Below are 24,636 nucleotides of genomic sequence, written 5' to 3' on the forward strand. Positions count from 1 at the left end.
CGACACCGATGACACCCACGACACCCACGTCACCGGCCGCACCGGAGCGCTTCGCCCCGCCGACGCGGTTCGCGGTGCCCGGGCGGATCGGCGTGAACGAGCTGACCGCGTCCGTGTGGCGGACGGCGACCCTGACGGAGATCCGCCGCGAGACCCCGCGGGCGACGACCTTCCGGCTCGCCGTGCCCGGCTGGCCGGGGCATGTGCCCGGTCAGCACCTGCTGCTGCGGCTGACCGCCGAGGACGGTTACGTGGCCCAGCGCCACTACTCGATCGCGTCGGCGCCGGACGGCTCCGGACACCTCGAGCTGACCCTGGACCGGGTCGAGGACGGCGAGGTCTCGGGCTGGTTCCACACGGTGGCCCGCCCCGGTGACCGGGTCGAGGTGCGCGGCCCGCTCAGCGGCTTCTTCGCCTGGCCGGGCGACCGGCCCGCGCTGCTGGTGGGCGCCGGCTCCGGAGTGGTCCCGCTGATGTCGATGGTGCGGTACCACCGGGCCCGGGACATGAGACTGCCGCTGCGCCTGGTGGTGTCGGCCCGCAGCCCCGAGGAGCTGATCTACGCGCGGGAGTTCGGCGCGGAGACGACCCGGGTGTTCACGCGTAGCGCCCCGGAAGGTATGCCCGTAGGACGTATGGCGGCCGCACATGTGGCGCCGCTCCTGGCCAAGCAGCCTCCTGGTGGGTGGGAGGCCTATGTGTGCGGCTCCAACTCCTTTGCCGAGCACGCCTCCAGGCTGCTCGTCGCGGCCGGGCAGCCCGTGGAGCGGATCCGTATCGAGCGCTTCGGCTGACCGGGACGTCCCCGGCGGGGCGCCCGCCGTTTCGCGCGGCCCCGGCCGGGCACCCGGCCGGGGCTGTTCCGTGGGTGCCGCGCGCCGCGGAGGGAGCCGCCGGGGGCCGCCGTCGCGTACGGCCGTCCATGCCCCGGCCCCGGTGACGGCAGGGAGGTCCGAGATGCGAACGCGGGTGCTGTGCCGGCGCCGGCGCAGTCCGCTGTGCCGCCGTTCGGACGTCGTCGAGGAGTGGACGGTGCTGGCCGTCGCCGTGCTGCTGTGTGTGGTGGCACCGCTGGTGGGGGCGGTCACCGCCTGGTGGGCGCACGGTGAGGCGCGGGCGACCGCCGAAGAGCAGCGCGCCGACCGCCACCGCGTGCGCGCCGAGGTCGTGGAGCGGTCCACACAGGTGCGGCCCTCCGCCCAGGCGGGCGGACGGCATGTGTTCCGCGCGGACGTGCGCTGGACGGAGCCGGGTGAGGGGCCGCGCACCGCCGTCGCCCGCGTCCCGGCGAACGCGCGCCCCGGCGACGTGGTGCACGTGTGGTTCGACTCCCGGGGGCGCGCTGTGCCGCCGCCGGTCGACGACGCCTCGGTGTGGCAGTACGGCCTCGGCATGGGGGCCGGCGCCGCGGGAGGCACCGCGGCCGTGGTGCTGCTCGCGCACCGGGCGGTGCGCTGGGCGACGATGCGCCGCAGGCTGGCGGAGTGGGAGCGGGACTGGGCCCGCACCGGACCGGAGTGGACGCACCGCGGCGTCTGAGCGGACGACCGCCTTCCGTCGACACCCCCGACAGCAATCGCTTTCCATGCCCGCCACCTGGGACTTTCCCCGAAGCCTCTGGCGATGGCGCCGGTGATCCACGTACGGTGTCATCGCTTCGCACTGTCTCTTCACGAAGGCGGTCCCTGATGGCCCTGTTCGACCTCCCCCTCGACGAACTGCGCGAGTACCGCAGCGCGTCCACCGCGCCCGAGGATTTCGACGCGTTCTGGTCCAAGACGCTCGACGAGGCGCGCGAGCACGAGCTGGACGCCCGCTTCGAGCCGGTCGACACGGGGCTGTCGACGGTGCGCGTCTTCGACGTGACGTTCGCCGGGTTCGGCGGTCACCCCGTCAAGGGCTGGCTGGTGCTGCCCGCCGACGCCGACGCCCCGCTGCCGCTGGTGGTGGAGTTCATCGGCTACGGCGGTGGCCGCGGGCTGCCGCACGAGCACCTGCTGTGGGCGTCCACGGGCCGGGCCCACTTCGTGATGGACACCCGGGGCCAGGGCAGTGCCTGGGGTGCCGGCGGCGGTACGGCGGACCCGGTGGGCGGCGCTCCGGCGTACCCCGGTTTCATGACGCGCGGCATCGACGCCCCCGAGAACTACTACTACCGCCGGGTGTTCACGGACGCCGTACGGGCGGTGGAGGCGGCCCGGTCGCACCCGCTGACCGACGCGAGCCGCACGGTCGCCGTGGGCGGCAGCCAGGGCGGGGGCATCACCATCGCGGTGGGCGGGCTGGTCCCGGACCTGGCCGGCATCGCGCCGGACGTGCCGTTCCTCTGCGACTTCCCGCGCGCGACGACGCTCACCGACCGGCAGCCGTACCGGGAGATCGGCTCCTACCTCAAGACGCACCGCGGCCGTTTCGAGGACGTCCTGCGCACGCTGTCCTACTTCGACGGCGTGCACTTCGCCGCCCGCGGCAGCGCGCCCGCCCTGTTCTCGGCGGCCCTGGAGGACCAGACCTGCCCGCCCTCGACGGTGTTCGGGGCCTTCAACGCCTGGGCGCACGACGACAAGACGATCGAGGTGTACGACTTCAACGACCACGAGGGCGGCGGCGCGTTCCAGGAGGCGGCCAAGCTGCGCTGGATGCGCTCGCACATCTGAGGGACCGCACGGTTCCGGCCGAACTGCCGGACCACTCTTCCCTGGTGGTGTAGACCAATGGTAGATGTGGTGGCGCAACGAGCCCGAGCGGCTACGGAACGTCACCAACAGGAGGCGCGGCATGGCCCGCACCACCCCGCACGACCACTCTCCCACCGAAGGTGAGCCCCTCTACCGGAGGATCGCCGCGGAGTTGCTCGGCGAACTGCGGGACGGAACGATTCCTCCCGGCGAACGCCTCCCCGGCGAGCGGCAGTTGGCCGAGCACTTCGAGGTCAGCAGGGAGACCGTACGGCAGGCCCTGCAGGTGCTGCGCCGTGACGGACTGGTCGCCACCGACCGGCGGGGCAGCCATGCCACGCTGCCCGGCCCGCCGGTGGAGACGCCGGCCTCGTCCGGTTTCCCGCTCGGCGCGTGGTGCGCCGAGCGGGGCGCTCTGACCAGGGCCACCGTGACCTGGGAGACCCCGCCGCCCGGGCACGCCGAGGCCCTGGGAGTGGCCCCGGCCCGGCCGACGCTGGTGCACCGCTACTGGTCGGCGTCGGCCGACGGGCGGGAGTTGCGGGCGGCGGTGACATCGTTTTCCGCCGTGGCGCTCACGGAGGTCGAGGAGCTGGGCCGCTACCGCGACCGGGCCGACGGCACCGGTGCCGCGGAGCTGCGGCGGGCCTACGACTGGATGCGGCGGGCGGGCCTGACCCTGCATCACCGCGACACGATCACGCCGGTCGCGGGGACGCCGTCGGTCCGGGTCACCCGGCGGGTGCACGACCAGTACACCCGCCCGCTGGAGATCACCGAGCTCGTCATGGACGCCCAGAAGGACGTCCTGGTCTACGAGTTCACGGTCCCGGCGGCGGTCTGACCGGGTCCGGGGCGTCCGGCGACGACCAGCCGGACCCGTGGACTGCCGTCCCGGCGCCGTCCGAACTCGGACAGTGCCCACGACTCCACCCGGAACCCGGCCCGGGTCAGCTCGCGCCGCACGGCACCGAAACGGAAGGCGCGGTAGTACATGACGAACGGCGGGCGCCACACCGCGTTGCGCACCCGCATCACGGCGTCGAACCCCAGCAGCATCCCGTACGTGAGCGAGCCCGGCCGGGGCGGCGCGACCACGGGGAAGACGAAGCGTCCGCCCGGCCGGAGCACCGAGTGGACCTGGGCGAACAGCCCCGGCAGTTCACGCGGCAGGAAGTGGCCGAACGCGCCGAAGCTGACCACGAGGTCGAAGACCGGGCCGAACGGCAGTGCCCGCGCGTCCGCCCGCACCCAGCCGGCCGCCGGCCCCGGCGGCCGGACGCGCTCCCGCGCGACGGTCAGCATGCCGGTGCTGAAGTCCACTCCGGTGACGCTCCCCCGGCACACCTGCCGCAGTACGTCGACGCCCGCACCGGTGCCGCAGCACAGATCGAGCCCGGTGTCGAAGGGCCCGGCCCGCCGCAGCGCCTCCGTGGTGGCGTCGAGCACCGGGTCGGGCGTGCGGAAGGGGGTGTGGTCGAACTTCGGCGCGAGGAGGTCGTAGCCGCGTTCCACGGACGACAGCGCCTGGACGGCGAGTTCGCGCAGCCGGGGGCCTTCGGGGCTGAACATCCGGTCAGCCTAGGGGAGCACGGCCGCGCACCACGGTCAGCACCCGCTCGCACCAGCGCAGGTTCTCCTCCTCGAAGGCGATTCCGCCCAGCAGGGTGAGATACGGTCCGACCCGGTCGGCCTCGCTCAGGTACTGCTCCTCGGAGCGGCCGTCCAGCAGGCGTTCGCGCACGCGCGCGTAGCGGGCGAGTTTGCCGCGCGCCCACGCCATCCGTTCCTCGAGCAGCGCGGCCGTGGCCCCGGGGTCCGTACCGTCCATGGCCTGGATCTTGATCAGGAGTTCGTCGCGGATGGCGGTGGGCCGCCGGGGCGGCTCGGCGGCGAAGGCGCGCAGGTCGTCCCGGCCGGACTCGGTGAGGGTGAACATCCGCTTGTCCGGGCGCCGTTCCTGCCGTACCACCCGGGCCTCGACGAGCCCGTCCCCCGCCAGCCGCTCGAGTTCCCGGTAGAGCTGCTGGGGTGTGCAGGCCCAGAAGTTGGCGAACGAGACGTCGAAGATCTTGGACAGCTCGTAGCCCGAGGCCTCGCCCTCCAGGAGGGCGGCCAGGACGGCGTACTTCAGGGACATGTGGACACGTTAGCAGCGAGTGATTATTGTCATCCGCACCTATTCAACAAGTTGACTATGGGAGTCGTGATGCGAGCATTCCGGGAGGCGGTGGAGGCCCACGACCTCGACGCCGTCGTGGCGCTGCTGGCGGAGGACGTCGTCTTCACCAGCCCGGTCGTGTTCAAGCCGTACACCGGCAGGGCGGTCACCGGGGCGATCCTGCGCGCGGTCGCGGAGGTCTTCGAGGACTTCCGGTACGTGCGCGAGATCGGCGACGCGGACGGCCGTGACCACGCGCTCGTGTTCACCGCGCGGGTGGGTGACCGCCGGATCGAGGGCTGCGACTTCCTCCACCTCGACGAGGACGGACGCATCGACGAGCTGACCGTGATGGTGCGTCCGCTGTCGGGCGCGCAGGCGCTCGCGGCCGCCATGGGGGCGCGGTTCGACCGGATCGCCCGCGAGGCGGGAGAGACCCCCGCCTGAACCCGCGCGGGAGCGAGACTCCGCCACGGGCCCGCCGGTCGTCACCGGCGGGCCCGTCGTCCGTACGGGCCGCGCTTCTCCGTACCCACCACCGCACCGGGTGGTACAGTGCAAGCAGCACTCGTGTTACGCCCCCTTCCTGATTCGGGCGCCGGTGCCAGTTCTTCCTCGCACATCACTTCGGTTCGCCGCTTCCGCCCGTCGTGTCCGACCGGCGTACGGCTTTCCCGCACCACCTCGTCGGCAGGGTCTCTTCCCGCCGTGACCGGGGTGCTGTTCCCCGCCGCCCGAAGGCGCGTGTCCGCCCTCCCCGCGCGGTTTCCCTCCTTCCCACCACACGTCTCTGTCCGTCGCCCGCGAAAGGACCGACCCCCATGACCACCACCACACTCGATCACCCTCCCGTACGGCAGCGGCCCCGGCTCGTCACCGGTGTCCTGGACATCGACGCGGCCGGGAAGGGGCATCTGCGCGCCGAGAACTGTCTGCCCTCCCCCTTTGACCCGTCCGTCTCCCCCGCGCTGCTGCGCCGCCACGGCCTGCGCAAGGGCGACCTCGTGGAGGGCGTGCGCGGCGACCGGAGCGCCCTGACCGAGGTCACCCGCGTCGAAGGCCGCACGCCCGGCGCACCGCACGGCAGGCGGCACTTCCGCGACCTGACGCCGCTTCACCCGCACCGGCGGCTGCGCCTGGAGCACCCGGCGTCCGGCCTCGCCGGGCGGGTCGTCGATCTGCTCGCGCCGGTCGGCAAGGGGCAGCGCGGGCTGCTCGTGGCGCCGCCCAAGACCGGCAAGACCGTCCTCCTCCAGCAGCTCGCGGCGGCCGTCGCCGGCAACCACCCCGAGTGCCGGCTGATGGTGGTGCTGCTCGACGAACGCCCCGAGGAGGTCACCGACATGCGGCGCTCGGTGCGCGGCGAGGTGTACGCCTCGACCTTCGACCGGCCCGCCAAGGAGCACATCGCGCTCGCCGAGCTGGTCGTCGAGCGGGCCAGGCGGCTGGTCGAGGCGGGCGAGGACGTCGTCGTGCTCCTCGACTCGCTGACCCGGCTGTGCCGGGCGTACAACAACGCGGCCGCGTCCGGCGGCCGTACCCTCAGCGGCGGTGTCGACGCCTCCGCGCTGCTCGGGCCCAAGCGGTTCTTCGGCGCCGCCCGGCAGGCCGAGGAGGGCGGCTCGCTCACGATTCTCGCCTCGGCCCTGGTGGAGACCGGCTCCCGGGCCGACGAGTTCTATTTCGAGGAGCTCAAGAGCACCGGCAACATGGAGTTCCGGCTGAGCCGCGAGGCCGCCGCGCGGCGGCTCTTCCCTGCCGTCGACATCACGGGATCGGGCACCCGCCGCGAGGAACTGCTGCTGGCTCCGGCCGAGTTGACCGCCGTACGGGGACTGCGGCGCGTGCTGCGGTCGCGGGACGGGCTGGCCGATCTGGAGACCCTGCTGGGCCGGATGCGCGAGACCCCCGACAACGCGGCGTTCCTGCGGCGCGTCCAGCCGACCCTGCCGGGCGGCTGAGGCGCCGCCGGCGTGTGGCATCCGGGTGCTCGCGGGCGGTCCCCGGCCGGGGCAGCGCGGTGTTCGGGGGGTCCATTCCTACGTTTGCGGTATGACTATCGGATTTACTTCGCGGGCTACCGTGTCGACCTGCGTGCTCTGTGCGGCGGGCCTGCTGGTGACGGCGCCCGCCGCGGCGATCGCCGGCGTCGACCCCGGGCCGCGGGCGACGGCCGGGTCGCTGCTGCACCGGCCCGGCACGCACGTCCGCCCGCGCCCGGGGGCACCCGAGGTCCCGGATCCGTCCGCCCTGTCGTGGCTGGTCGCCGACGCCCGCACCGGCGACGTACTGGCGGCGCACGACGCGCACCGCCGGCTGCCGCCGGCCAGCACGCTCAAGACGCTGTTCGCGCTCACCGTGCTGCCGATCCTCCCCGCCGGCATCCGGCACCGGGTCAGCGAGGAGGAGCTGGCGGGCATCGGCCCCGGCAGCAGCCTCGTCGGGGTCGCGGAGAACCGTACGTACCGGGTGTCCGACCTGTGGAACGGGGTCTTCCTCAGTTCCGGCAACGACGCGGTGCGCGTGCTGGCCGCGCTCAGCGGGGGCTGGCGGGCCACGGCCGAGCGGATGCAGACCAAGGCCCGCGCGCTGGGCGCCCGCGACACCCGGGTCAAGTCGCCCGACGGCTACGACGCACCCGGCCAGGTGTCGTCGGCGTACGACCTGGCGGTGTTCGGCCGGGCGGGGCTGCGCAACGACGAGTTCGCGCGGTACTGCGCCAGGCACGAGGCACTGTTCCCGGCCCGCGAGGGCGGCTCGTACGGCATCGTGAACACCAACCGGCTGCTCACCGGCGCGGACGGTGTCGAACCCTACGAAGGTCTGATCGGCATCAAGAACGGCTACACCAGCAACGCCGGCAACACCCTCGTGGCGGCCGCGCGCCGGGACGGTCACACCCTCGTGGTGACGGTCATGAACCCCCAGTCGGGCGGCGGCCACGCGGTGTACGAGGAGGCCCGCACGCTGCTGGACTGGGGCTTCGAGGCGACCGGGCACGTGACCCCGGTGGGCTCCCTGGACGCCCTGCGCCCCGGCCCACTGGGCGGCCCGGAGGCGGAACCCGCCACGGCCCCCGTGGCCCGAAGCCGCGACGCCCCGGCCCGCCCGGTCACCTGGACCATCGCCGCGGCCGCCCTCCTGGGCGCCGCGAGCGTGTCCCTGTACCTACGCCTCAGATGGGGCCCGGTACCGACGAACTGACGGCAAGGACAGCACCCCCGAAGGGGCGCGGGGAACCGCGCACATCACGTCAGCACCGGTGCGGTCACCGAATCCAGCGCGGGGACCGGCCGCACCCGCCCGACCGGCCGCCCGCCCCCGAGCAGCACCTCGCCCCGGAACTCCCCGAGCAGGGACGGATCCACCCCCGCCCGCACCAGCGCCGCCGCGGCGACCGGCACCCGCGCCCGCCCCGCTCCGTCCGCGATCTTCACGGCGACCGCCCGCCCGTCCGGCAGCGCGGCGACCTGCACGCCCTCGAAGCCGTCCTTGACGAGCAACCCCGGCACCGCCCGCATCAACGCGGCCACGTCCCGCCCCGACCCGGAGGCCATCTCCGCGTGCTCCCGCATCGCGTCGGCGACGCGCGCCTCCGGCGTGCCGGGCGCTGCGGTGGTGATCCGCGCGGCGGCGTGGGCGAGTCCCCGCAGGGAGACCGCGAACAACGGCGCGCCGCAGCCGTCGACGGTGACCGTGGCGACGCGCTGCCCGGTGAGGTCCTCGACGATCTCGGCGATCGCCTGCTGGAGGGGGTGGGCGGGGTCGAGGTAGTCGTCGAGGGACCAGCCGTTCAGCCTGGCCGTGTACAGCATGGCGGCGTGCTTGCCGGAGCAGTTCTGGGCGAGCCGGGACGGCGGGCGGCCCTCGCGCACCCAGGTGTCCCGGACGACCGGGTCGAACGGCAGGTCGGGGACGTTGCGGAGGTCGTCCTCCGTCAGCCCGGCGAGTTCGAGGATGCGCCGGGCGCCGGCGAGGTGGCGTTCCTCGCCGGAGTGGCTGGCCGCGGCGAGCGACAGCAGTTCGCCGTCGAGCGGGAGTCCCGCGCGGACCATCGCCACCGCCTGGACGGGCTTGAGCGCGGAGCGCGGGTAGCAGGCGGCCTCGATGTCGCCGAGCCGGAGGTCGACCTCGCCGTCGGGGCCGAGGACGACGACGGAGCCGTAGTGGACGCCTTCGACGACCCCGCCGCGTATCAGGTGGGCGACGGGGGCGTGGAGGGGCTCGCGGATCAGGGGTGCGTCCGCGGGGACGGTGCTGTACATCACACTGCCTGGGGGGAGTCGTGGGCCGGTGTGCGCGCGGAGCGCACGATGTCGGTGAGGGTCGTCTCGACGCGGTCGAGGTGGTGGGTCATGGCCTCGGCGGCGTCGTGCGCGGAGCCGTCGGCCAGCGCCTCGACGATCGCCCGGTGCTCGCGGTCGGACTGCTCACGGCGTCCGCCGAGTTCGTTGAGGAAGGCGGACTGGCGGGCCAGCGCGTCCCGGATCTCCTCGATGACCCGGCGGAAGACCGGGTTCTGGGCGGCCTCGGCCACGGTGAGGTGGAAGAGGGTGTCCATAGCGACCCATGCCATGGTGTCGGTCTCGCGCTCCATCCGTTCCAGCAGACGGTTCAGCCGGTCCAGGTTCTCCGGGGTGCGGCGCTCGGCGGCGTACCCGGCGACCGGGATCTCGATGTGCCGGCGCACCTCGAGCAGGTCGCTGGCCGCGTAGTCGCCGAAGGTGGGGTCCTCGACGGCGTCGGCGACGACGAAGGTGCCCTTGCCGGTCCTGGACACGGTCAGGCCCATGGTCTGCAGGGCCCGCAGCGCCTCGCGCAGCACGGGCCGGGAGACCTCGAGGGTCCGGCACAGCTCCGCCTCGGAGGGCAGCTTGTCGCCGATCGCGTACTCGCCGCGTTCGATGGCGCCGCGGAGGTGGGAGAGGACCGCTTCCATCGCGCTGACGCGCCGCGGACCCGCACCACCTGTCTGGCTGTCTGACAGGTTCACGGGGCCGATGGTGCGGGGGCGGCGCGGACGCTGTCAAGCGGAGGGCCCGCGCCGGGAGGGTGGGGCCAGCCACACCCCCTGTCGGGGGGTCCCCGTCACTCCCCTCCGGGGGGCCAACATCATTCCGCTCCGCGGAAAACGTTCACATACTCAGTCACATGGCCAATCCACCGGTACTCACCGCCGTCCCGCCCACGCCCGCACGTGAAAAGGGAAGCGACTTCTCCGAATTGTCACGGCGCATAGCCGAAGCGGGTCTGCTGCGCCGCCGCCCGCTGTACTACACGGTGCGTTTCGGGGCCGTGGGAACGGCGCTCGCGGGCGGTGTCGCCGCTTTTCTCGTCCTGGGTGACAGCTGGAGCCAGCTGATCGTCGCCGCCGCTCTGGCGGTGGTGTTCGGGCAGCTCGGACTGGCCGCGCACGATCTGGCCCACCGCCAGGTGTTCTCCCGCCGGCGCCCCAGTGAGGCCGGCGGGCTGCTGGTGGCCAATGTGCTGCTGGGCATGAGCTACGGCTGGTGGATGAACAAGCACACGCGCCACCACGCGAACCCCAATCACGAGAAGAAGGACCCGGATGTCGCCCCCGACATCATCGTGTGGTCACGGCGTCAGGCGAAACAGGCGAAGGGCCCCGCTCGGTTCATCGGAAAGCACCAGGCGGCCCTTTTCTTTCCGCTGCTGACCCTGGAGGGCCTCAATCTGAGTTTCAGCAGTTTCAAGGCCCTGCGCAGCCCGTCGATGAAGCGGCCGGTGCTGGAGGGGACGCTGCTGGTCGCCCACTTCGCCGTGTACTTCGGCGGTCTGTTCCTGGTCCTCTCCCCCGTCAGGGCGCTCGCGTTCATCGCCGTGCACCAGGGTCTGTTCGGGATCTACCTCGGCTCCGTGTTCGCCCCCAACCACAAGGGCATGCCGATGATCGAGGAGGGCACCGAACTGGACTTCCTGCGCCGCCAGGTCCTCACCTCCCGCAACGTCGACGGCGGGGTGTTCATCGACGTGTTCATGGGCGGGCTGAACTACCAGATCGAGCACCATCTGTTCCCCAGCATGCCGACGCCGGCCCTCGGCCGGGCCCAGGTCATCACCGAGCGGTACTGCGCCGAGCTGGGCATCCCGTACTGCCGGACGGGGCTGCTCGCCTCGCACCGTCAGGCCCTGCGTCACCTCAGGCAGGTCGGGGAGCCGCTGCGCGACAAGGCCTAACCCCACACCGCTCCGGCCAGGGCCGCGCCCGCGAAGGCCGCGCCCAGGCCGGCCGTCACGCTCGCCGCCACGTTCACGGCGGCGTAGCCGCGGGCGCCGGTCTCGGCCAGGCGGAGGGTCTCGTAGGAGAAGGTGGAGTAGGTGGTCAGGGCGCCGCACAGGCCGGTGCCGAGGAGCAGCTGGAGGCGGGAGCCGGCCGCGCCCGCCGCCACCGCGCCGGTGAGCAGGCCCAGGATCAGGCTGCCGGTGACGTTGACCGTGAAGGTTCCCCAGGGGAACACCGAGTCGTGCCGGGACTGCACCGCGCGGTCGGTGAGATAGCGCAGCGGGGCGCCGGCCATGGCGCCCAGCACCACGTACAGCCAGTTCACCGCGGCGCCCCGCCCGTCCGGTCCGTGGCACCGGTGCCGTCGTCGCGGCGCACGTGCCGGACGGCCTCGCAGCGGTCGAGGAGGACCAGGCCCTCGCCGACCAGCCCGTCGAGTTCCGGCAGGAAGGCCCGTACGCGCTCCTCGGTGTCGACCACGACGACCGCCACCGGCAGGTCCTCGCTGAGGGACAGCAGCCGGGAGGTGTGGACGACGGAGGAGGTGCCGAAGCCCTCGACGCCGCGGAAGACACTGGCCCCCGCGAGCCCTGCCGCGTGGGCCCGGTGGACGATCTCCGAGTAGAGGGGCCGGTGGTGCCATGTGTCGTTCTCGCCGACGTACACGGTCAGGCGGAGGACGGTGCCGGTCAGCCGGGTCATGGCTGCCTCCTGATCAGAACGCGGCGGGTCGCCGTGGCGGCCGTCCACACGGCGGCGAGCGCCGCGAGCGGGGTCACCGCGAGGTACACGAGTCCGGCGCCCGCCTCGCCGCCGTCGAGCAGGTTCCGGACGTCGACGGCGTACGTCGAGAAGGTGGTGAAGCCGCCGAGGACGCCGGTGCCGAAGAACGGGCGGAGCAGGGGGTGGGCGGCGCGGACCTCGGTGATGGTCACCATGAACACGCCGATGACGGCGCAGCCGGCGACATTGACCCAGAGGATCGTCCAGGGGAACCCGTGCGCCGGTGTCGGCCACCACAGGGAGGCCGCGTACCTGGCCGCCGCCCCCGCTCCCCCGCCGAGCGCGACGGCGGCGACGACGGGGGCCTGGGTACGGAAGGCGGGGCGGGCCCGAGGGCCCTCGGTTTCCGGGGCTGTCACCGTCGTACGTCTCCCACTCGCTCGGGATCAGCCTAACGTCCCGGAACGCGGCGGGTCATGTCGCGGTCCCGCGCGCTACCAGCCCTTCTCGAACAGCCGCGCCACCTCGGCGATCCGCGCCTCGTCGCGCCGGTAGCGCACGCGGGCGCCGGAGCCGTCGGTGCGCAGCAGGCCGAGGGCGGTGAGCAGCCGCAGGTGGGTGAGGGCGGCCGGGTGGGGCAGAGCGAGCCGTGCGGCGACGGCCTGCGCGGTCAGGCCGTCGGCCGTCGCGTCCCGTTCCCTCAGCAGCGTCAGGATGCGCAGTCGTGTCCCGTCGACCGGGGTCCTCAGCATCTCGTACACCTCCGCGCCGGGCCTCGCGCTCCAAAGCCCTTCCACTCTGCCGTGAGCGGGGGCTCCGTGTCCCGGTCCGAAGGCACCTTGTCCGGGACCCGACGGGCTTGCGGGAGAAGGCCGTTCGGCCCCGCCCGCGGTCTGCGGGACGGGGCCGGCGGGCTCAGCGGTGGCGGAACCAGGCCGTCGCGGGCAGGGCCCGGTCGTCGTAGCCGAACAGCGCCTGGTTCTCCCAGCCGTTGCCGGAGGACGGGTCGGCGGGGTCCCAGCCGTTGCCGGCGCGGGCGGTCCAGGTGGCCTCCCAGTAGAAGACGCCGAGGCCACGGCCGTTCGGGACGGCCTCCACGATGCTCGCCACGTCGTTCATCCAGCGGGTCTGCCCGGTGGTGGACGCAGGGTAGCCGGGGACGAGTTCACCGTCGAGGTCGATGATGTTCTCGAGGCCGTCCTCGCTGTCGAGACGGAAGGGGTAGGCCGTCTCGGCGACGAAGACGGGCTTGCCGTAGCGGCCGGCCGCGTCGTCCAGGGTCGTCTGGAAGTCGTGCAGTGTGCCGTGCCAGTAGCCGTAGTACGACAGGCCGATGGCGTCGAACCTCACGCCGTGGGAGACCGCGTTGTCGAACCACCAGCGGGTGCCGTCGAGGTCGCCGCCCTCGGCGAGGTGCAGTGCGGCGACCGTGGACGGGCTGACGGCCTTGACGGCGTCGTAGCCGGAGTTGAGCAGGCCGGCGAGTCGGGTCCAGTCGTCGGTGGAGCCCTCGTTCCACAGCATGCCGCCGTTGATCTCGTTGCCGACCTGGACCATGTCGGCGGTGGTGCCCTGCTTCTTGAGGGAGTTCAGCACGTCGTACGTGTGGTCGTAGACGTCCTTCTTGAGCTGGCCGTAGCCGTGTCCGGCCCAGGCGGCGGGCTTGTACTGCTTGCCCGGGTCGGCCCAGGTGTCGGAGTAGTGGAAGTCGACCAGCAGCTTCATGCCCTGCGCCTTGATCCGCTTGGCCATGGCGAGGACGTGCGCCTTGTCGTTGTAGCCGTCGGCCGGGTTCACCCAGACCTTCAGGCGGGCGTAGTTCATGCCGGCGGACCTCAGGATCGCGACCGGGTCGCCGACGGTGCCGGACGCGGTCCGGTAGACCCCGCCCTTGGCCTCGCTCTTGGGCAGGGAGGAGATGTCGGCGCCCTTGACCGCCAGGCCCGAGGTGCCGCGGGCGAAGGTCAGGTCGTCGACGTTGATCCAGTCGCCGGCGTTCGCGTCGCTGTTGACGCTGATCGTGCACTGGTTGTTCGTCACCTTCACCGGTACCACGATCCGTATCCATCCGGATTCGGAGACCGGCAGGTCGGTGCGCTGTTCGGCGCCGCCGCAGTTCTTCAGCGCGAGGTAGGCGGAGTTCTGGCCGCCGCCGGAGCGGACCCAGGCGGTGAGCTTGTAGTCGCCGTTGGCCAGGCCGGACAGGTACTGGTACGTCTCCACCCGGTAGGCGGAGGACGACCAGTGGGAGAGCCGGTGACCGCCGCTGTGGCCGCCGGACTCCGTGTACGAGGCGGCCGTGTCGCCGTACTCGGACCAGCCGGCCGGGGTGGCGGTGCCCGAACCGTCGGTCTCGAAGCCGCCGTTGGTGAGCGTGCTCGCGGCCGTCGCGGTCTGGGCGGGCAGGGCGGTGAGGGCGAGCCCGGCCACGAGCGGTGGCAGCAGGGCCCGGAGTGTGCGTCTGGGATGGAACATGGGCGTTCGTCGTCCCTTCGACGTGGGGAGGGGGATGCCCTGCGCCCGGAGGGCGAGGGCGAGGCCCCCTCCGCCCGCGGCCTGTGTGCTCACGCGGGCGGAGGGGAGTCGCGGCTCAGCCGTCGAGTCGTACGACCCGGACGGCTCCTGCCGGGACCGCGAGGCGGCCCGCGGCGCGTTCACCGGTCAGCAGTTCGGTGCCGGGAGTGTCCAGCGGCACCTTGGCGTCGGTGGCGGTGTGGTTGATCGCGAACAGGAAGGTGCCCGACTCGCCCGTGCGGCGCACCACTTCGACGTCGCGGGGCAGGTCGGCGCGCGGAGCGATCCGGGCGTCCTCGGCGGCCCGGCCGAGCAGGGCGGCGAGGCCCTCGGCGCCGAGCCGGGTGGAGACGTACCAGGCGGTGCCCTCGCCGAGGCGGTGCCGGGTGACGGCCGGGCGTCCCCCGGTCAGGCCGTCGGCGTACGTCCACACCGTCTCGGCGCCCCGCGGCACCACGAACTCCGTCCACACGTCGGCGTCGAGTTCCGCGCCGTCGGGGCCGGCCAGGCGGACCCGTTCGCCCTGGAGGAGGGGGGAGAACTCCTCGACGGTCAGGCCGAGGACGTCGCGCAGGGCGCCCGGGCAGGGGCCCTCGTGCACGGCGTCGTGCTCGTCGACGATGCCGGAGAAGTACGACACCACGAGGGTGCCGCCGTTCTCGACGTACTCCCTGAGGTTGTTCCCGGCCGCCTCCGTCATCAGGTACAGGGCCGGTACGACGACAAGGGGATACCTCGACAAGTCGGCTTCGGGGTGGGCGAAGTCGACGGTGAGGTGGTGGTCGTAGAGGGCCTCGTACCAGGCGTCGGCGCGTTCGCGGGCGTCGTGGTCCTCGCTGGGGCGCCAGTCGAGGTTCTGCGCCCACCAGGAGTGCCAGTCCCACAGCATGGCCACGTCGGCCTCGGTGCGGGTGCCCCGGATCGGCGCCAGCGCCCGTACGGACGCGCCGAGTTCGGTCACCTCGCGGAAGACGCGGGTCCCGGTGCCGCCGTGCGGCAGCATCGCGGAGTGGAACTTCTCGGCGCCGCGCCGGGACTGGCGCCACTGGAAGAACATCGCGCCCTCGGAGCCGCGGGCCACGTGGGCGAGGGAGTTGCGGGCCATCTGGCCGGGGGCCTTGGCGGGGTTGCGGGGCTGCCAGTTGACGCCCGAGGTGGAGTGTTCGAGCAGCAGCCAGGGGGCGCCGCCGGCGACGGAGCGGGTGAGGTCGGCGGCCATGGCGAGGTTGACGTGGGTGCGGCGGCCGTCGGTGATCAGGTAGTGGTCGTTGGTGACGAGGTCCACCTCGCGGCCCCAGGCCCAGTAGTCGACGGAGTCGCACTGGCTGAGGGCGGTCATGAAGTTGGTGGTGACCGGGACGCCGGGTGAGAGGCGGTGCAGGATGTCCCGCTCTGCGGTGAAGTTCTCGCGCATGGTGGCGTCGGCGAACCGCCGGTAGTCCAGCGCCTGGGCCGGGTTGCCGACGGTCGGGGTCCGGCGCGGCGGGTTGATCTCGTCGAAGCCGGCGTAGCGCTGGCCCCAGAAGGCGGTCCCCCAGGCCTCGTTGACGGCGTCGACGGTGCCGTACTCCCGCTCCAGCCAGCGGCGGAAGCGGTCGGCGCAGGAGTCGCAGTAGCAGGCGGAGACGGGGACGCCGTACTCGTTGTGGACGTGCCACATCGCGAGCGCGGGGTGGTCGCCGTAGCGCTCGGCGAGCTTGGTGGTGATGTTCGCGGCGGCGGCCCGGTAGTCGGCGTTGCTGTGGCAGATGGCGCCGCGGGAGCCGAACTCCAGGCGCACGCCGTCCTCGGTGACGGGCAGCGCGTCGGGGTGGGCGCGGTAGAACCAGGCGGGCGGCGCCACGGTGGGCGTGCCGAGGTCGACGCGGATGCCGCCCGCGTGGAGCAGGTCGAGGTTGCGGTCGAGCCAGCCGAAGTCGTACGCGCCGGGCGCGGGCTCCAGCAGGGCCCAGGAGAAGATCCCGGCGCTCACCATGGTGACGCCGGCCTCCCGCATCAGCCGTACGTCCTCGTCCCAGACGCTTTCCGGCCACTGCTCGGGGTTGTAGTCCCCACCGAAGGCGAGCCCGGTGAGGCCCCTGGGGGTGGTCTCCGGCATGGATTCTCTCCCGATGTGTCGATCTTTTGGGAACGTGCACACACATTTTCGGTGGCACGGGGCCAACATAACCGCACAGCAACAACCATTGACAAGTGTCCGGGATGTTTCTCTACTGTGAACGCTCACAGAAGCATGGTCGGTCTTCGCATCGAGCGGAGGCCCCAGGTCAGGGGAGAGTTCCATGCCGTACACGAAGCGCCGTCGCCTCGTGAGTTCCGCCGTCGCCGTCGCGCTCGGCGCCACCGCACTCGCCGCCTGCGGCTCGTCGTCCGACGACGGCGAGGCCCGGTCGGGCCCGGTCTCACTGACGTACTGGACCTGGACCCCCGGCATGGACAAGGTCGTCGACCTGTGGAACAAGGGGCCGGGCAAGAAGGAGCAGATCACCGTCACGGTGAAGAAGCAGGCGTCCGGCGACACGCTGGTCACCAAGATCCTCACCGCGCACAAGGCCGGCAAGGCGCCCGACCTGGTGCAGGCGGAGTACCAGGCGCTGCCCACGCTGGTCAGCAATGACGCGCTCGCCGACATAGGCGACACGGTGGGCGACGTGAAGAGCAAGTTCGCCGAGGGCGTCTGGCAGCAGACCACGCTCGGCACGGACGCCGTCTACGCGGTCCCGCAGGACATCGGGCCGATGATGTTCTACTACCGCGAGGACCTGTTCAAGGAGTACGGGCTCTCCGTCCCGGCCACCTGGGAGGACTTCGCCGAGACGGCCCGCGAGCTGAAGAAGAAGGCCCCCGACAAGGACCTGACCACCTTCTCCGCCAACGACTCCGGCCTGTTCGCGGGCCTCGCCCAGCAGGCCGGCGCCCAGTGGTGGACCACCTCCGGCGACAAGTGGAAGGTCGGCATCGACGACGACGCCACCAGGAAGGTCGCCGAGTTCTGGGGCGGCCTGGTGAAGGAGGGCGCCATCGACAACCAGCCGATGTACACCCCGGCCTGGAACAAGGCGCTCAACACCGGCAAGCAGATCGCGTGGGTGAGCGCGGTGTGGGCGCCGGGCACGCTGACCACGGCCGCGCCCGACACCAAGGGCAAGTGGGCCATGGCCCCGCTCCCCCAGTGGAGCGACGGCGAGAGCCGCACCGGCAGTTGGGGCGGGTCCTCCACCGGTGTCACCACCGACTCGGAGAACAAGGAGGCCGCCGCGAAGTTCGCCGCCTGGCTGAACACCGACGGCGACGCGCTCAACGCGCTGGCGAAGGAGGGCGGCATCTACCCGGCCTCCACCTCGGCCCAGCTCAGCGGCGCCTTCATGAGCCCGCCCGAGTACTTCGCCAACCAGCCCGACTTCTACAAGAAGGCCGCCGCGATCGCGGAGACCACCGCGCCGTCCGCCTGGGGCCCGAACGTCAACGTCGCCTACACGACGTTCAAGGACGCCTTCGGCGCCGCCGCGAAGAACAAGTCGGACTTCACCGCCGCCCTGGACACCATGCAGCGGGACACGGTCGCCGACCTGAAGAAGCAGGGCTTCGGGGTCGCGGAGTGAAGTCCCCCGCCCGCCGGACGCCGTACGGGGTCAAGGGGGCCCCGTACGCGTTCCTCGCCCCCGCGACCCTCTTGTTCCTCCTGTTCTTCGCGCTGCCCATCGGGTACGCCGTCTGGCTCAGCTTCCGCAAGGTGCGGGTCTCCGGCCTCGGGCTGGGCGCCGGTGCCCGTGAGGAGGTCTGGGCCGGCCTGGAGAACTACACCGACGCCCTGTCCGACAGCGAGCTGCTGAACGGCGCGCTGCGCGTGCTCGGTTACGGCTGCATCGTGGTGCCGGTCATGCTGGGCCTGGCGCTGCTGTTCGCGCTGATGCTCGACTCCGAGAAGGTACGGCTCGCTCCCTTCAGCCGGCTCGCGATCTTCCTGCCGTACGCCGTCCCCGGTGTGGTGGCGGCCCTGCTGTGGGGCTTCCTGTACCTGCCGGACGTGAGCCCGTTCTACTTCGTGCTCGACAGGTTCGGTCTGCCGCAGCCGGATCTGCTGGACGGCGGGCCGCTGTATCTGGCGCTGTCGAACATCGCGGTCTGGGGCGGCACCGGCTTCAACATGATCGTCATCTACACCGCGCTGCGGGCCATCCCCGCCGAGGTGTACGAGGCGGCCAAGCTGGACGGCGCCACGCCGCTGCAGATCGCGCTGCGGATCAAGATCCCGATGGTGGCGCCCTCGCTGGTGCTGACCTTCTTCTTCTCGATCATCGCGACGCTCCAGGTGTTCAGCGAACCGACCGTCCTCAAGCCGCTCACCAACTCCGTGTCCACCACCTGGAGTCCGCTGATGAAGGTGTACCAGGACGCCTTCGGCAACGGCGACATCCACGCGGCCGCCGCCCAGGCGACCCTCATCGCGCTCGCCACCCTGGTGCTGTCCTTCGGGTTCCTGCGGGCGACGAACCGGCGCGACAAGCAGGAGGCCGCCCGATGAGCTCCCTCGCCCTGCCCAAGGCCGAGCCCACGGCCGGCACCGCCCGTGGCCCGGCCCGCCCCCGCCGGACCGCGCTGGTCCCGACCGTGACGCTGCTGCTCGGCGCGCTGTACTGCCTGCTGCCGGTCGCCTGGGTGGTCATCGCGTCCACCAAGTCCGGCTCGGAGCTGTTCTCCACCTTCACGTTCTGGCCGGGCACCGGTTTCGCCGACAACCTCTCCGACCTGAGCGCCTACCGCGACGGCGTCTACTGGCAGTGGATGGGCAACTCCGCCCTGTACGCCGGAGCGGGCGCGCTGCTGTCGACGTGCGTGTCGGCGGTCAGCGGCTACGCGCTGGCGGTCTACCGCTTCCGGGGCCGCGAGACGCTGTTCAACGTGCTGCTCGCGGGCGTGCTGATGCCGCCGGTGATCCTCGCCGTCCCGCAGTACCTGCTGCTGGCGAAGGCGGACCTCACGGACTCCTACCTGTCGGTGCTGCTGCCGCAGATCCTCTCCCCGTACGGCGTCTACCTCGCGCGGATCTACGCCGCGGCCGCGGTGCCGGCGGACGTGGTGGAGGCCGGGCGGATGGACGGCGCGGGCGAGTGGCGGATCTTCTCCCGGGTGGCGCTGCCGATGATGGTGCCCGGACTGGTGACGGTCTTCCTGTTCCAGTTCGTGGCGATCTGGAACAACTTCCTGCTGCCGTACATCATGCTCAGCGACGACGAGAAGTTCCCGATCACCCTCGGTCTGCACACCCTGCTCGAACAGGGCGCCAACACCCCGGCGCTGTACACGCTGGTGATCACGGGCGCGTTCCTCGCCGTGTTCCCGCTGGTGGCGCTGTTCCTGGTCGTCCAGCGGTTCTGGAGTCTGGATCTGCTCTCCGGGGCCGTAAAGTCATGACCATGAGCAACACGGGGGGCAGGCGCAAGCCGCCGACGATCCACGACGTGGCGCGCGAGGCCGGTGTCTCGCGCGGCACCGTCTCGCGGGTGCTCAACGGCGGTCACTACGTCAGCCCCGCCGCGGCTCAGGCGGTCGACGCCGCCATCCGCAAGACGGGCTACGTCGTCAACCGGCACGCCCGCTCGCTGATCACCGGCCGGTCCGACTCGGTGGGCTTCCTGCTCACGGAGCCCCAGGAGCGGTTCTTCGAGGACCCCAACTTCAACGTCCTGCTGCGGGGTTGCACGCAGGCGCTGGCCGCGCACGACGTGCCGCTGCTGCTGATGCTGGCCGGTACGGACGACGAACGGCGGCGCATCACGCGGTACATCACCGCCGGGCACGTCGACGGGGTGCTGCTGGTGTCCAGCCATTCCGGTGATCCGGTGGCGGAGGAGCTGCGGGCCGCGGGGGTGCCGCTGGTCGCGTGCGGCAAGCCCATCGGGATGGGCTCGAAGGTCAGTTACGTGGCCGCCGACGACCGGGACGGCGCGCGGGACATGGTGCGGCATCTGCTGGCGCTGGGGCGGCGGCGGATCGGCGTGGTGACCGGTCCGCTCGACACCCCCGGTGGTGTGGAGCGTCTCGCCGGTTACCGGGAGGTGCTCGCCGAGGCGGGCGTCGAGGCCGACGAGCGGCTCGTCGTCTCCGGCGACTACAGCCGGGCCAGTGGCGAGGCCGGAGCCGAGCGGCTGCTGGCGCGGGCCCCGGACGTGGACGCGGTGTTCGTGGCGTCCGACCTGATGGCCCAGGGCGTGCTGACCGCGCTGCACCGGGCGGGGCGCCGGGTGCCCGAGGACGTCGCGGTCGGCGGCTTCGACGACTCCCCCGCGGCCGTCGCCGCGAGCCCGGAGCTCACCACGATCCGCCAGCCGTGGGACCGCATCAGCACGGAGATGGTGCGGGTGCTGCTGGCACAGATCGGCGGCGAGGACCCGGCGGCGGTGATCCTGCCGACGGAGCTGGTGAAACGGGACTCGACGTAGGCCCCGTGCGGGGTCCCGCCCGGCATGGGCACGGTGCGAGGTCTCAGCCCGGCGCAAACCCGGTGCGGGGTCCCGGCCCGTCGCGGGCCCTGTCCCGGGCCCTGCTCGGACGGAGCCCAGCGGAACGCCGGCGGCGGCACGCCGACCGTCTCCGTGCGGGGCCCGGACGGCGGCCTCGTCGGTCCGCTCCGGGACGCGCCCGCCCGACCTGCCGCGAAGGGCCGTCGTCGCACGTTCGTTGCACATTCATTGAATGTCGGACAAGTGTTACCGTTCGGGTATGGCAGCGGAGACGGCCGGGGCGCGGCTCGAGGAACGGTGGCGTGACATCCTCGCGGTGCACGCGCGCACCCTGGGCGAGATCGACCGCGCGCTGCACCCGTACGGCCTGGGCGCCTCGGACTTCGAGGTGCTGGATCTGCTCGCGACCGCGACGCCCCCGGACGGCGAGCAGTGCCGGGTGCAGAACCTGGTGGGCCGGGTCCACCTCAGTCAGAGCGCGCTGTCCCGCCTCATCGCCCGCCTGGAGAAGGACGGCCTGGTGGAGCGCAGCATGTGCCTGGAGGACCGGCGCGGGGTGTACGTGCAGCTCACGCCGAAGGGGCGTGAGCTGCACGCCGAGACGCTGCCGGTGCAGCGCGCCGCACTCGCCCGCACACTGGGCGAATAGGGCTCGGGCCGGACCTACGGGCGGGCCAGCAGCGTCCGCACCCCCTCCGAGGTGAGCGTCAGACGGTGCTCGGAGCTGCCGTCGATGGTGAGCGACAGTTCCTCGGCCGGCCACTGGGCGGCCAGCGCGCCGAGCGGGACGAGCCGGTAACGGGAGACGAACGGCAGCAGTCCGGCCATCTCCAGTTCGGACGTGAACACGGGCACCACCTGGGTGCCGCCCGGCTGCTCCAGCACCGGGAGGGCGACCGCGCCAGGGTCGGCGGCCTCCTCGTCGCCCGCGTCGTCCGGAACCGGGATCAGTACGTCGCTGTTGGCGAGGGCGTCCAGCGCCATCGTGTCCTCGGTGTTCTCCGACAGGGCGTCCAGGGCCCGCTGCGCGGGCGTGGGGGCGTTGTTCTCGTGCGCGGGTGTTTCCATGGCAGATTCCCTGGTAGCGGCGGTCGTACGGCTCGCCCGGGACAAGATCCCGCCCGGGCACGGTGCTGCACGCGTACCCGTTCGCATGTCGCGCAACCCTGCGGGTCCCGGCCCGTTCGCCGCCCTTCCGGCACCCCCTCCGGACCCGACGACCCGCATGGCTATCATATGAGCACCCTCTAGCTCGAAAGATGGACCTGTGACTGTCAACGAAGACTCGTTCACGCATTGGAAGCACCGCGAGGAGATCGCGGAGTCGATGATCCCGATCATCGGGAAGCTGCACCGCGAGCGGGACGTCACCGTCCTGCTGCACAGCCGCTCCTTGGTGAACAAGTCGGTGGTCAGCATCCTCAAGACCCACCGCTTCGCCCGGCAGATCGCCGGCGAGGAGCTCTCGGTCACCGAGACGCTGCCCTTCCTCCAGGCGCTCACCACGCTCGACCTCGGCCCGTCCCAGATCGACATCGGCCTGCTCGCCGAGGCCTACCGCGCGGACGACCGGGGCCGGTCGGTGACCGAGTTCACCGCGGAGGCCGTCGCCGGCGCGACCGGCGCCGACAAGATCGACCGCCGCGAGCCGCGCGACGTCGTCCTCTACGGCTTCGGCCGCATCGGCCGCCTCCTGGCCCGGCTGCTCATCGAGAAGTCGGGGTCCGGCAACGGTCTGCGCCTGCGCGCGATCGTGGTCCGCCGGGGCGGTGAGCAGGACATCGTCAAGCGGGCCTCGCTGCTGCGCCGCGACTCCGTGCACGGCCAGTTCCAGGGCACCATCACCGTCGACGAGGCGAACAGCACGATCACCGCCAACGGCAACACCGTCAAGGTGATCTACGCGGGCGACCCGACGGAGATCGACTACACGGCGTACGGCATCAAGAACGCCATCCTCATCGACAACACCGGCAAGTGGCGCGACCGCGAAGGGCTTTCGCTGCACCTGCGCCCCGGCATCGACAAGGTGGTGCTCACCGCGCCCGGCAAGGGCGACGTGCCCAACATCGTGCACGGCGTCAACCACGACACCCTCAAGCCGGACGAGCGGATCCTGTCCTGCGCGTCCTGCACCACCAACGCGATCGTGCCGCCGCTGAAGGCGATGGCGGACGAGTACGGGGTGCTGCGCGGGCACGTGGAGACGGTGCACTCGTTCACCAACGACCAGAACCTGCTGGACAATTACCACAAGTCGGAGCGCCGCGGCCGTTCGGCGCCGCTGAACATGGTGATCACCGAGACGGGTGCCGCCTCGGCCGTCGCCAAGGCGCTGCCCGACCTCGACGCGACCATCACCGGCAGCTCGATCCGGGTGCCCGTGCCGGACGTCTCGATCGCGATCCTCAACCTCCAGCTCGGCCGCGCCACCGACCGCCAGGAGGTCCTCGACCACCTGCGCAACGTGTCGCTGACCTCGCCGCTCAAGCGCCAGATCGACTTCATCAGCGCGCCCGACGCGGTCTCCAGCGACTTCATCGGCTCGCGCCACGCCTCGATCGTCGACGCCGGCGCACTGAAGGTCGAGGGCGACAACGCGATCCTCTACCTCTGGTACGACAACGAGTTCGGCTACTCCTGCCAGGTCATCCGGGTCGTCCAGTACGTTTCCGGGGTGGAGTACCCGACCTACCCGGCCCCGGCGGTCTGACCCGGAAAGCCGGCAAGCGGAACGGACGCGACGACGGGGCGGGGCGGGCGAGATGCCCGGCCCCGCCCCGGTCTGCCCGCTGTACCGGCGGTAAGGGGCAGATCGGTAACGATCACCCCGTACGGGTTGCCGGTGCACGTGGAGTTCCTAGTCTTCCGGCATGGCCCTCTTCAGCAGTCGCACCGGTAAACGCCCCCGCCTCGTGCCCGCCCTCGACGACGCCGAGCTGGCGCGCGTACTGGGGCGGTTGAGCAAGCGGAACGGGGGCGGCAGGGCCGCGGACGTGACACTCGTGTCCTCCTTGCTGGAGGAGACGGGAAACGACTGGGACCGTCGAGGTCACCGGGTGTCCGTACTGGCCGAGGCGACGGCCGACGCGGGGATCGCGGCGGCGTGGCTGGGCCGGGAGCCGCAGAGCGCGGACGCCCTGGTGTTCCACTCCTGGACCGGGCTGGTGCGCGGTCTGCGGGACGGACACCTGGAGGACGCCGGGGAGTTGGTCTCCCGGTGCCACCAGGCCGCCGAGCGAAGACCGGAGGATCCGCTGCCGTGGGTGGTCCTGCTCGGTGTGTCCCGGATCGAGCGCTACGGCCAGAGCGACGTCAACGCCGTCTGGCGGGAGGCCACCGGGCGCGACCGCTGGCATCGTGAGGCGTATCTGCAGATGCTCGCGTACCTGTCGCCGGAGGAAGGCGGGTCCAGCGCGGCCGTCCTCGACTTCGTCGACGTGGTGCGCACCCGTATCCCGGCCAACGCGGCCTGTGCGGCGGTCGAGTTGACCGCGGCCGTGCGGCAGTACCAGGGACTGCTCGCGCAGGGCGGGGTACGGGCCATGACGGCCGGTCAGCTGTGGGAGGGCGGACAGCTCGCGGCCGCGCTGGACCAGGCGGCCGCGCTGTGGGCGAAGCCGGGTTTCTTCCAGCACGCGGCGGCGCAGGCCGATCTGAACGTGCTGGCGTACGCGCTGTGCGCGGCCGGCCGGGCCGTCGACGCGCACCATGTGTTCCAGACGCTGCAGGGCGTGGTCACGCCCTGGCCGTGGAACACCGACGGGCCCGCGCTCCAGCGGTTCGAGCAGCACCAGGCCAAGGCGGAACGGGGACGGCAGGGCGGCGTCGGCGGAGGGTGACGTCCACCGG

Annotated in this window: 26 protein-coding genes; 15 read left to right on the forward strand and 11 right to left on the reverse strand. The window is 72.2% G+C overall.

The window, feature by feature from the left end:
* Positions 1-8: 8 nt before the first annotated feature.
* From ACZ62B_RS34880 to ACZ62B_RS34895, 4 genes are all read left to right on the forward strand, one after another.
* A complete protein-coding gene (locus tag ACZ62B_RS34880; RefSeq protein WP_469693473.1) occupies positions 9-794 on the forward strand; it encodes a ferredoxin reductase in 786 nt (261 codons plus the stop codon).
* Positions 795-957: 163 nt separating this feature from the next.
* The gene (locus ACZ62B_RS34885) at positions 958-1,539 is read left to right on the forward strand and encodes an Rv1733c family protein (RefSeq protein WP_468724460.1); all 582 of its coding nucleotides are present in this window, start codon (positions 958-960) and stop codon (positions 1,537-1,539) included.
* Between the two features lie 149 nt (positions 1,540-1,688).
* Positions 1,689-2,657, forward strand: a complete 969-nt coding sequence (locus tag ACZ62B_RS34890; RefSeq protein ID WP_469693475.1) for an acetylxylan esterase — start codon at positions 1,689-1,691, stop codon at positions 2,655-2,657.
* Positions 2,658-2,778: 121 nt separating this feature from the next.
* The gene (locus tag ACZ62B_RS34895) at positions 2,779-3,522 is read left to right on the forward strand and encodes a GntR family transcriptional regulator (protein WP_344555587.1); all 744 of its coding nucleotides are present in this window, start codon (positions 2,779-2,781) and stop codon (positions 3,520-3,522) included.
* Here ACZ62B_RS34895 and ACZ62B_RS34900 read toward each other — a convergent pair.
* Positions 3,492-4,250, reverse strand: a complete 759-nt coding sequence (locus ACZ62B_RS34900) for a class I SAM-dependent methyltransferase (RefSeq protein WP_344555585.1) — start codon at positions 4,248-4,250, stop codon at positions 3,492-3,494. The two genes, ACZ62B_RS34895 and ACZ62B_RS34900, sit on opposite strands and share 31 nt — an antisense overlap.
* Positions 4,251-4,254: 4 nt before the next feature.
* Positions 4,255-4,818 (reverse strand): PadR family transcriptional regulator, encoded by a 564-nt coding sequence (locus ACZ62B_RS34905; RefSeq protein ID WP_344555583.1) that lies wholly within the window; start codon positions 4,816-4,818, stop codon positions 4,255-4,257.
* A 69-nt stretch (positions 4,819-4,887) separates the two neighbouring features.
* On the opposite strand from ACZ62B_RS34905, the gene ACZ62B_RS34910 reads away from it, so the two are divergent.
* From ACZ62B_RS34910 to ACZ62B_RS34920, 3 genes are all read left to right on the forward strand, one after another.
* Positions 4,888-5,286, forward strand: a complete 399-nt coding sequence (locus tag ACZ62B_RS34910) for a nuclear transport factor 2 family protein (RefSeq protein ID WP_344555581.1) — start codon at positions 4,888-4,890, stop codon at positions 5,284-5,286.
* 374 nt (positions 5,287-5,660) lie between these two features.
* Positions 5,661-6,800 (forward strand): transcription termination factor Rho, encoded by a 1,140-nt coding sequence (gene rho, locus ACZ62B_RS34915; RefSeq protein ID WP_344555579.1) that lies wholly within the window; start codon positions 5,661-5,663, stop codon positions 6,798-6,800.
* A 91-nt stretch (positions 6,801-6,891) separates the two neighbouring features.
* Positions 6,892-8,043 (forward strand): D-alanyl-D-alanine carboxypeptidase family protein, encoded by a 1,152-nt coding sequence (locus ACZ62B_RS34920; RefSeq protein WP_469693479.1) that lies wholly within the window; start codon positions 6,892-6,894, stop codon positions 8,041-8,043.
* A gap of 44 nt (positions 8,044-8,087) precedes the next feature.
* Here the strand turns inward: ACZ62B_RS34920 and ACZ62B_RS34925 are convergent, their stop codons facing one another.
* On the reverse strand, positions 8,088-9,104 hold the full coding sequence (locus tag ACZ62B_RS34925; RefSeq protein WP_344555575.1) for an asparaginase: 1,017 nt from the start codon (positions 9,102-9,104) through the stop codon (positions 8,088-8,090).
* Positions 9,104-9,832 (reverse strand): FadR/GntR family transcriptional regulator, encoded by a 729-nt coding sequence (locus tag ACZ62B_RS34930; RefSeq protein WP_344555573.1) that lies wholly within the window; start codon positions 9,830-9,832, stop codon positions 9,104-9,106. The genes ACZ62B_RS34925 and ACZ62B_RS34930 overlap by 1 nt, the downstream gene beginning before the upstream one ends.
* Before the next feature lie 158 nt (positions 9,833-9,990).
* On the opposite strand from ACZ62B_RS34930, the gene ACZ62B_RS34935 reads away from it, so the two are divergent.
* Positions 9,991-11,037, forward strand: a complete 1,047-nt coding sequence (locus tag ACZ62B_RS34935) for a fatty acid desaturase family protein (RefSeq protein WP_344555571.1) — start codon at positions 9,991-9,993, stop codon at positions 11,035-11,037.
* On the opposite strand, the gene crcB (ACZ62B_RS34940) is transcribed toward ACZ62B_RS34935, so the two are convergent.
* From crcB (ACZ62B_RS34940) to ACZ62B_RS34965, 6 genes are all read right to left on the reverse strand, one after another.
* Positions 11,034-11,408, reverse strand: a complete 375-nt coding sequence (gene crcB, locus ACZ62B_RS34940) for a fluoride efflux transporter CrcB (protein WP_344555569.1) — start codon at positions 11,406-11,408, stop codon at positions 11,034-11,036. The two genes, ACZ62B_RS34935 and crcB (ACZ62B_RS34940), sit on opposite strands and share 4 nt — an antisense overlap.
* Positions 11,405-11,785, reverse strand: a complete 381-nt coding sequence (locus tag ACZ62B_RS34945) for a DUF190 domain-containing protein (RefSeq protein ID WP_344555568.1) — start codon at positions 11,783-11,785, stop codon at positions 11,405-11,407. The genes crcB (ACZ62B_RS34940) and ACZ62B_RS34945 overlap by 4 nt, the downstream gene beginning before the upstream one ends.
* Entirely contained in the window at positions 11,782-12,225 is a 444-nt protein-coding gene (gene crcB / locus ACZ62B_RS34950; RefSeq protein WP_344555567.1) for a fluoride efflux transporter CrcB, read from the reverse strand. Before crcB (ACZ62B_RS34950) ends, ACZ62B_RS34945 begins: the two co-directional genes overlap by 4 nt.
* Before the next feature lie 75 nt (positions 12,226-12,300).
* Positions 12,301-12,558, reverse strand: coding sequence for a helix-turn-helix domain-containing protein (locus ACZ62B_RS34955; RefSeq protein ID WP_344555565.1), 258 nt, complete (start codon positions 12,556-12,558; stop codon positions 12,301-12,303).
* A gap of 163 nt (positions 12,559-12,721) precedes the next feature.
* Positions 12,722-14,281, reverse strand: coding sequence for a glycoside hydrolase family 53 protein (locus ACZ62B_RS34960; RefSeq protein ID WP_344555563.1), 1,560 nt, complete (start codon positions 14,279-14,281; stop codon positions 12,722-12,724).
* A gap of 115 nt (positions 14,282-14,396) precedes the next feature.
* Positions 14,397-16,418, reverse strand: a complete 2,022-nt coding sequence (locus ACZ62B_RS34965) for a beta-galactosidase (protein WP_344555561.1) — start codon at positions 16,416-16,418, stop codon at positions 14,397-14,399.
* Positions 16,419-16,602: 184 nt separating this feature from the next.
* Here ACZ62B_RS34965 and ACZ62B_RS34970 point away from each other — a divergent pair, with 184 nt between their 5' ends.
* The 5 genes from ACZ62B_RS34970 (at position 16,603) to ACZ62B_RS34990 (ending at position 21,433) form a co-directional block, all read left to right on the forward strand.
* Complete coding sequence (locus tag ACZ62B_RS34970; RefSeq protein WP_344555559.1) at positions 16,603-17,922, forward strand: ABC transporter substrate-binding protein; 1,320 nt, start codon at positions 16,603-16,605, stop codon at positions 17,920-17,922.
* Positions 17,919-18,845, forward strand: a complete 927-nt coding sequence (locus tag ACZ62B_RS34975; protein ID WP_468877141.1) for a carbohydrate ABC transporter permease — start codon at positions 17,919-17,921, stop codon at positions 18,843-18,845. The genes ACZ62B_RS34970 and ACZ62B_RS34975 overlap by 4 nt, the downstream gene beginning before the upstream one ends.
* Positions 18,842-19,735, forward strand: a complete 894-nt coding sequence (locus ACZ62B_RS34980; RefSeq protein ID WP_344555555.1) for a carbohydrate ABC transporter permease — start codon at positions 18,842-18,844, stop codon at positions 19,733-19,735. Before ACZ62B_RS34975 ends, ACZ62B_RS34980 begins: the two co-directional genes overlap by 4 nt.
* Complete coding sequence (locus ACZ62B_RS34985; protein WP_073934949.1) at positions 19,732-20,763, forward strand: LacI family DNA-binding transcriptional regulator; 1,032 nt, start codon at positions 19,732-19,734, stop codon at positions 20,761-20,763. The genes ACZ62B_RS34980 and ACZ62B_RS34985 overlap by 4 nt, the downstream gene beginning before the upstream one ends.
* A gap of 280 nt (positions 20,764-21,043) precedes the next feature.
* Complete coding sequence (locus ACZ62B_RS34990; protein WP_468890598.1) at positions 21,044-21,433, forward strand: MarR family winged helix-turn-helix transcriptional regulator; 390 nt, start codon at positions 21,044-21,046, stop codon at positions 21,431-21,433.
* 14 nt (positions 21,434-21,447) lie between these two features.
* Here the strand turns inward: ACZ62B_RS34990 and ACZ62B_RS34995 are convergent, their stop codons facing one another.
* The gene (locus ACZ62B_RS34995; protein WP_073934951.1) at positions 21,448-21,852 is read right to left on the reverse strand and encodes an SseB family protein; all 405 of its coding nucleotides are present in this window, start codon (positions 21,850-21,852) and stop codon (positions 21,448-21,450) included.
* A gap of 199 nt (positions 21,853-22,051) precedes the next feature.
* Here ACZ62B_RS34995 and ACZ62B_RS35000 point away from each other — a divergent pair, with 199 nt between their 5' ends.
* Both ACZ62B_RS35000 and ACZ62B_RS35005 read left to right on the forward strand, forming a co-directional pair.
* Positions 22,052-23,497: a glyceraldehyde-3-phosphate dehydrogenase gene (locus ACZ62B_RS35000; RefSeq protein ID WP_344555551.1), complete on the forward strand. Its 1,446-nt coding sequence runs from the start codon at positions 22,052-22,054 to the stop codon at positions 23,495-23,497.
* A gap of 160 nt (positions 23,498-23,657) precedes the next feature.
* Complete coding sequence (locus tag ACZ62B_RS35005; RefSeq protein ID WP_344555549.1) at positions 23,658-24,626, forward strand: hypothetical protein; 969 nt, start codon at positions 23,658-23,660, stop codon at positions 24,624-24,626.
* Positions 24,627-24,636: the final 10 nt, after the last annotated feature.

This window comes from Streptomyces sp. NPDC053426, assembly GCF_055585405.1.

Excerpts from the sequence above, each read along its gene's own strand:
- ACZ62B_RS34880 (WP_469693473.1), top strand. The coding sequence starts at position 9 with ATGACACCCACGACACCCACGTCACCGGCCGCACCGGAGCGCTTCGCC.
- ACZ62B_RS34885 (WP_468724460.1), top strand. The coding sequence starts at position 958 with ATGCGAACGCGGGTGCTGTGCCGGCGCCGGCGCAGTCCGCTGTGCCGC.
- ACZ62B_RS34890 (WP_469693475.1), top strand. The coding sequence starts at position 1,689 with ATGGCCCTGTTCGACCTCCCCCTCGACGAACTGCGCGAGTACCGCAGC.
- ACZ62B_RS34895 (WP_344555587.1), top strand. The coding sequence starts at position 2,779 with ATGGCCCGCACCACCCCGCACGACCACTCTCCCACCGAAGGTGAGCCC.
- ACZ62B_RS34900 (WP_344555585.1), bottom strand. The coding sequence starts at position 4,250 with ATGTTCAGCCCCGAAGGCCCCCGGCTGCGCGAACTCGCCGTCCAGGCG.
- ACZ62B_RS34905 (WP_344555583.1), bottom strand. The coding sequence starts at position 4,818 with ATGTCCCTGAAGTACGCCGTCCTGGCCGCCCTCCTGGAGGGCGAGGCC.
- ACZ62B_RS34910 (WP_344555581.1), top strand. The coding sequence starts at position 4,888 with ATGCGAGCATTCCGGGAGGCGGTGGAGGCCCACGACCTCGACGCCGTC.
- rho (WP_344555579.1), top strand. The coding sequence starts at position 5,661 with ATGACCACCACCACACTCGATCACCCTCCCGTACGGCAGCGGCCCCGG.
- ACZ62B_RS34920 (WP_469693479.1), top strand. The coding sequence starts at position 6,892 with ATGACTATCGGATTTACTTCGCGGGCTACCGTGTCGACCTGCGTGCTC.
- ACZ62B_RS34925 (WP_344555575.1), bottom strand. The coding sequence starts at position 9,104 with ATGTACAGCACCGTCCCCGCGGACGCACCCCTGATCCGCGAGCCCCTC.
- ACZ62B_RS34935 (WP_344555571.1), top strand. The coding sequence starts at position 9,991 with ATGGCCAATCCACCGGTACTCACCGCCGTCCCGCCCACGCCCGCACGT.
- ACZ62B_RS34945 (WP_344555568.1), bottom strand. The coding sequence starts at position 11,785 with ATGACCCGGCTGACCGGCACCGTCCTCCGCCTGACCGTGTACGTCGGC.
- ACZ62B_RS34955 (WP_344555565.1), bottom strand. The coding sequence starts at position 12,558 with ATGCTGAGGACCCCGGTCGACGGGACACGACTGCGCATCCTGACGCTG.
- ACZ62B_RS34960 (WP_344555563.1), bottom strand. The coding sequence starts at position 14,281 with ATGTTCCATCCCAGACGCACACTCCGGGCCCTGCTGCCACCGCTCGTG.
- ACZ62B_RS34965 (WP_344555561.1), bottom strand. The coding sequence starts at position 16,418 with ATGCCGGAGACCACCCCCAGGGGCCTCACCGGGCTCGCCTTCGGTGGG.
- ACZ62B_RS34970 (WP_344555559.1), top strand. The coding sequence starts at position 16,603 with ATGCCGTACACGAAGCGCCGTCGCCTCGTGAGTTCCGCCGTCGCCGTC.
- ACZ62B_RS34980 (WP_344555555.1), top strand. The coding sequence starts at position 18,842 with ATGAGCTCCCTCGCCCTGCCCAAGGCCGAGCCCACGGCCGGCACCGCC.
- ACZ62B_RS34985 (WP_073934949.1), top strand. The coding sequence starts at position 19,732 with ATGACCATGAGCAACACGGGGGGCAGGCGCAAGCCGCCGACGATCCAC.
- ACZ62B_RS34990 (WP_468890598.1), top strand. The coding sequence starts at position 21,044 with ATGGCAGCGGAGACGGCCGGGGCGCGGCTCGAGGAACGGTGGCGTGAC.
- ACZ62B_RS34995 (WP_073934951.1), bottom strand. The coding sequence starts at position 21,852 with ATGGAAACACCCGCGCACGAGAACAACGCCCCCACGCCCGCGCAGCGG.
- ACZ62B_RS35005 (WP_344555549.1), top strand. The coding sequence starts at position 23,658 with ATGGCCCTCTTCAGCAGTCGCACCGGTAAACGCCCCCGCCTCGTGCCC.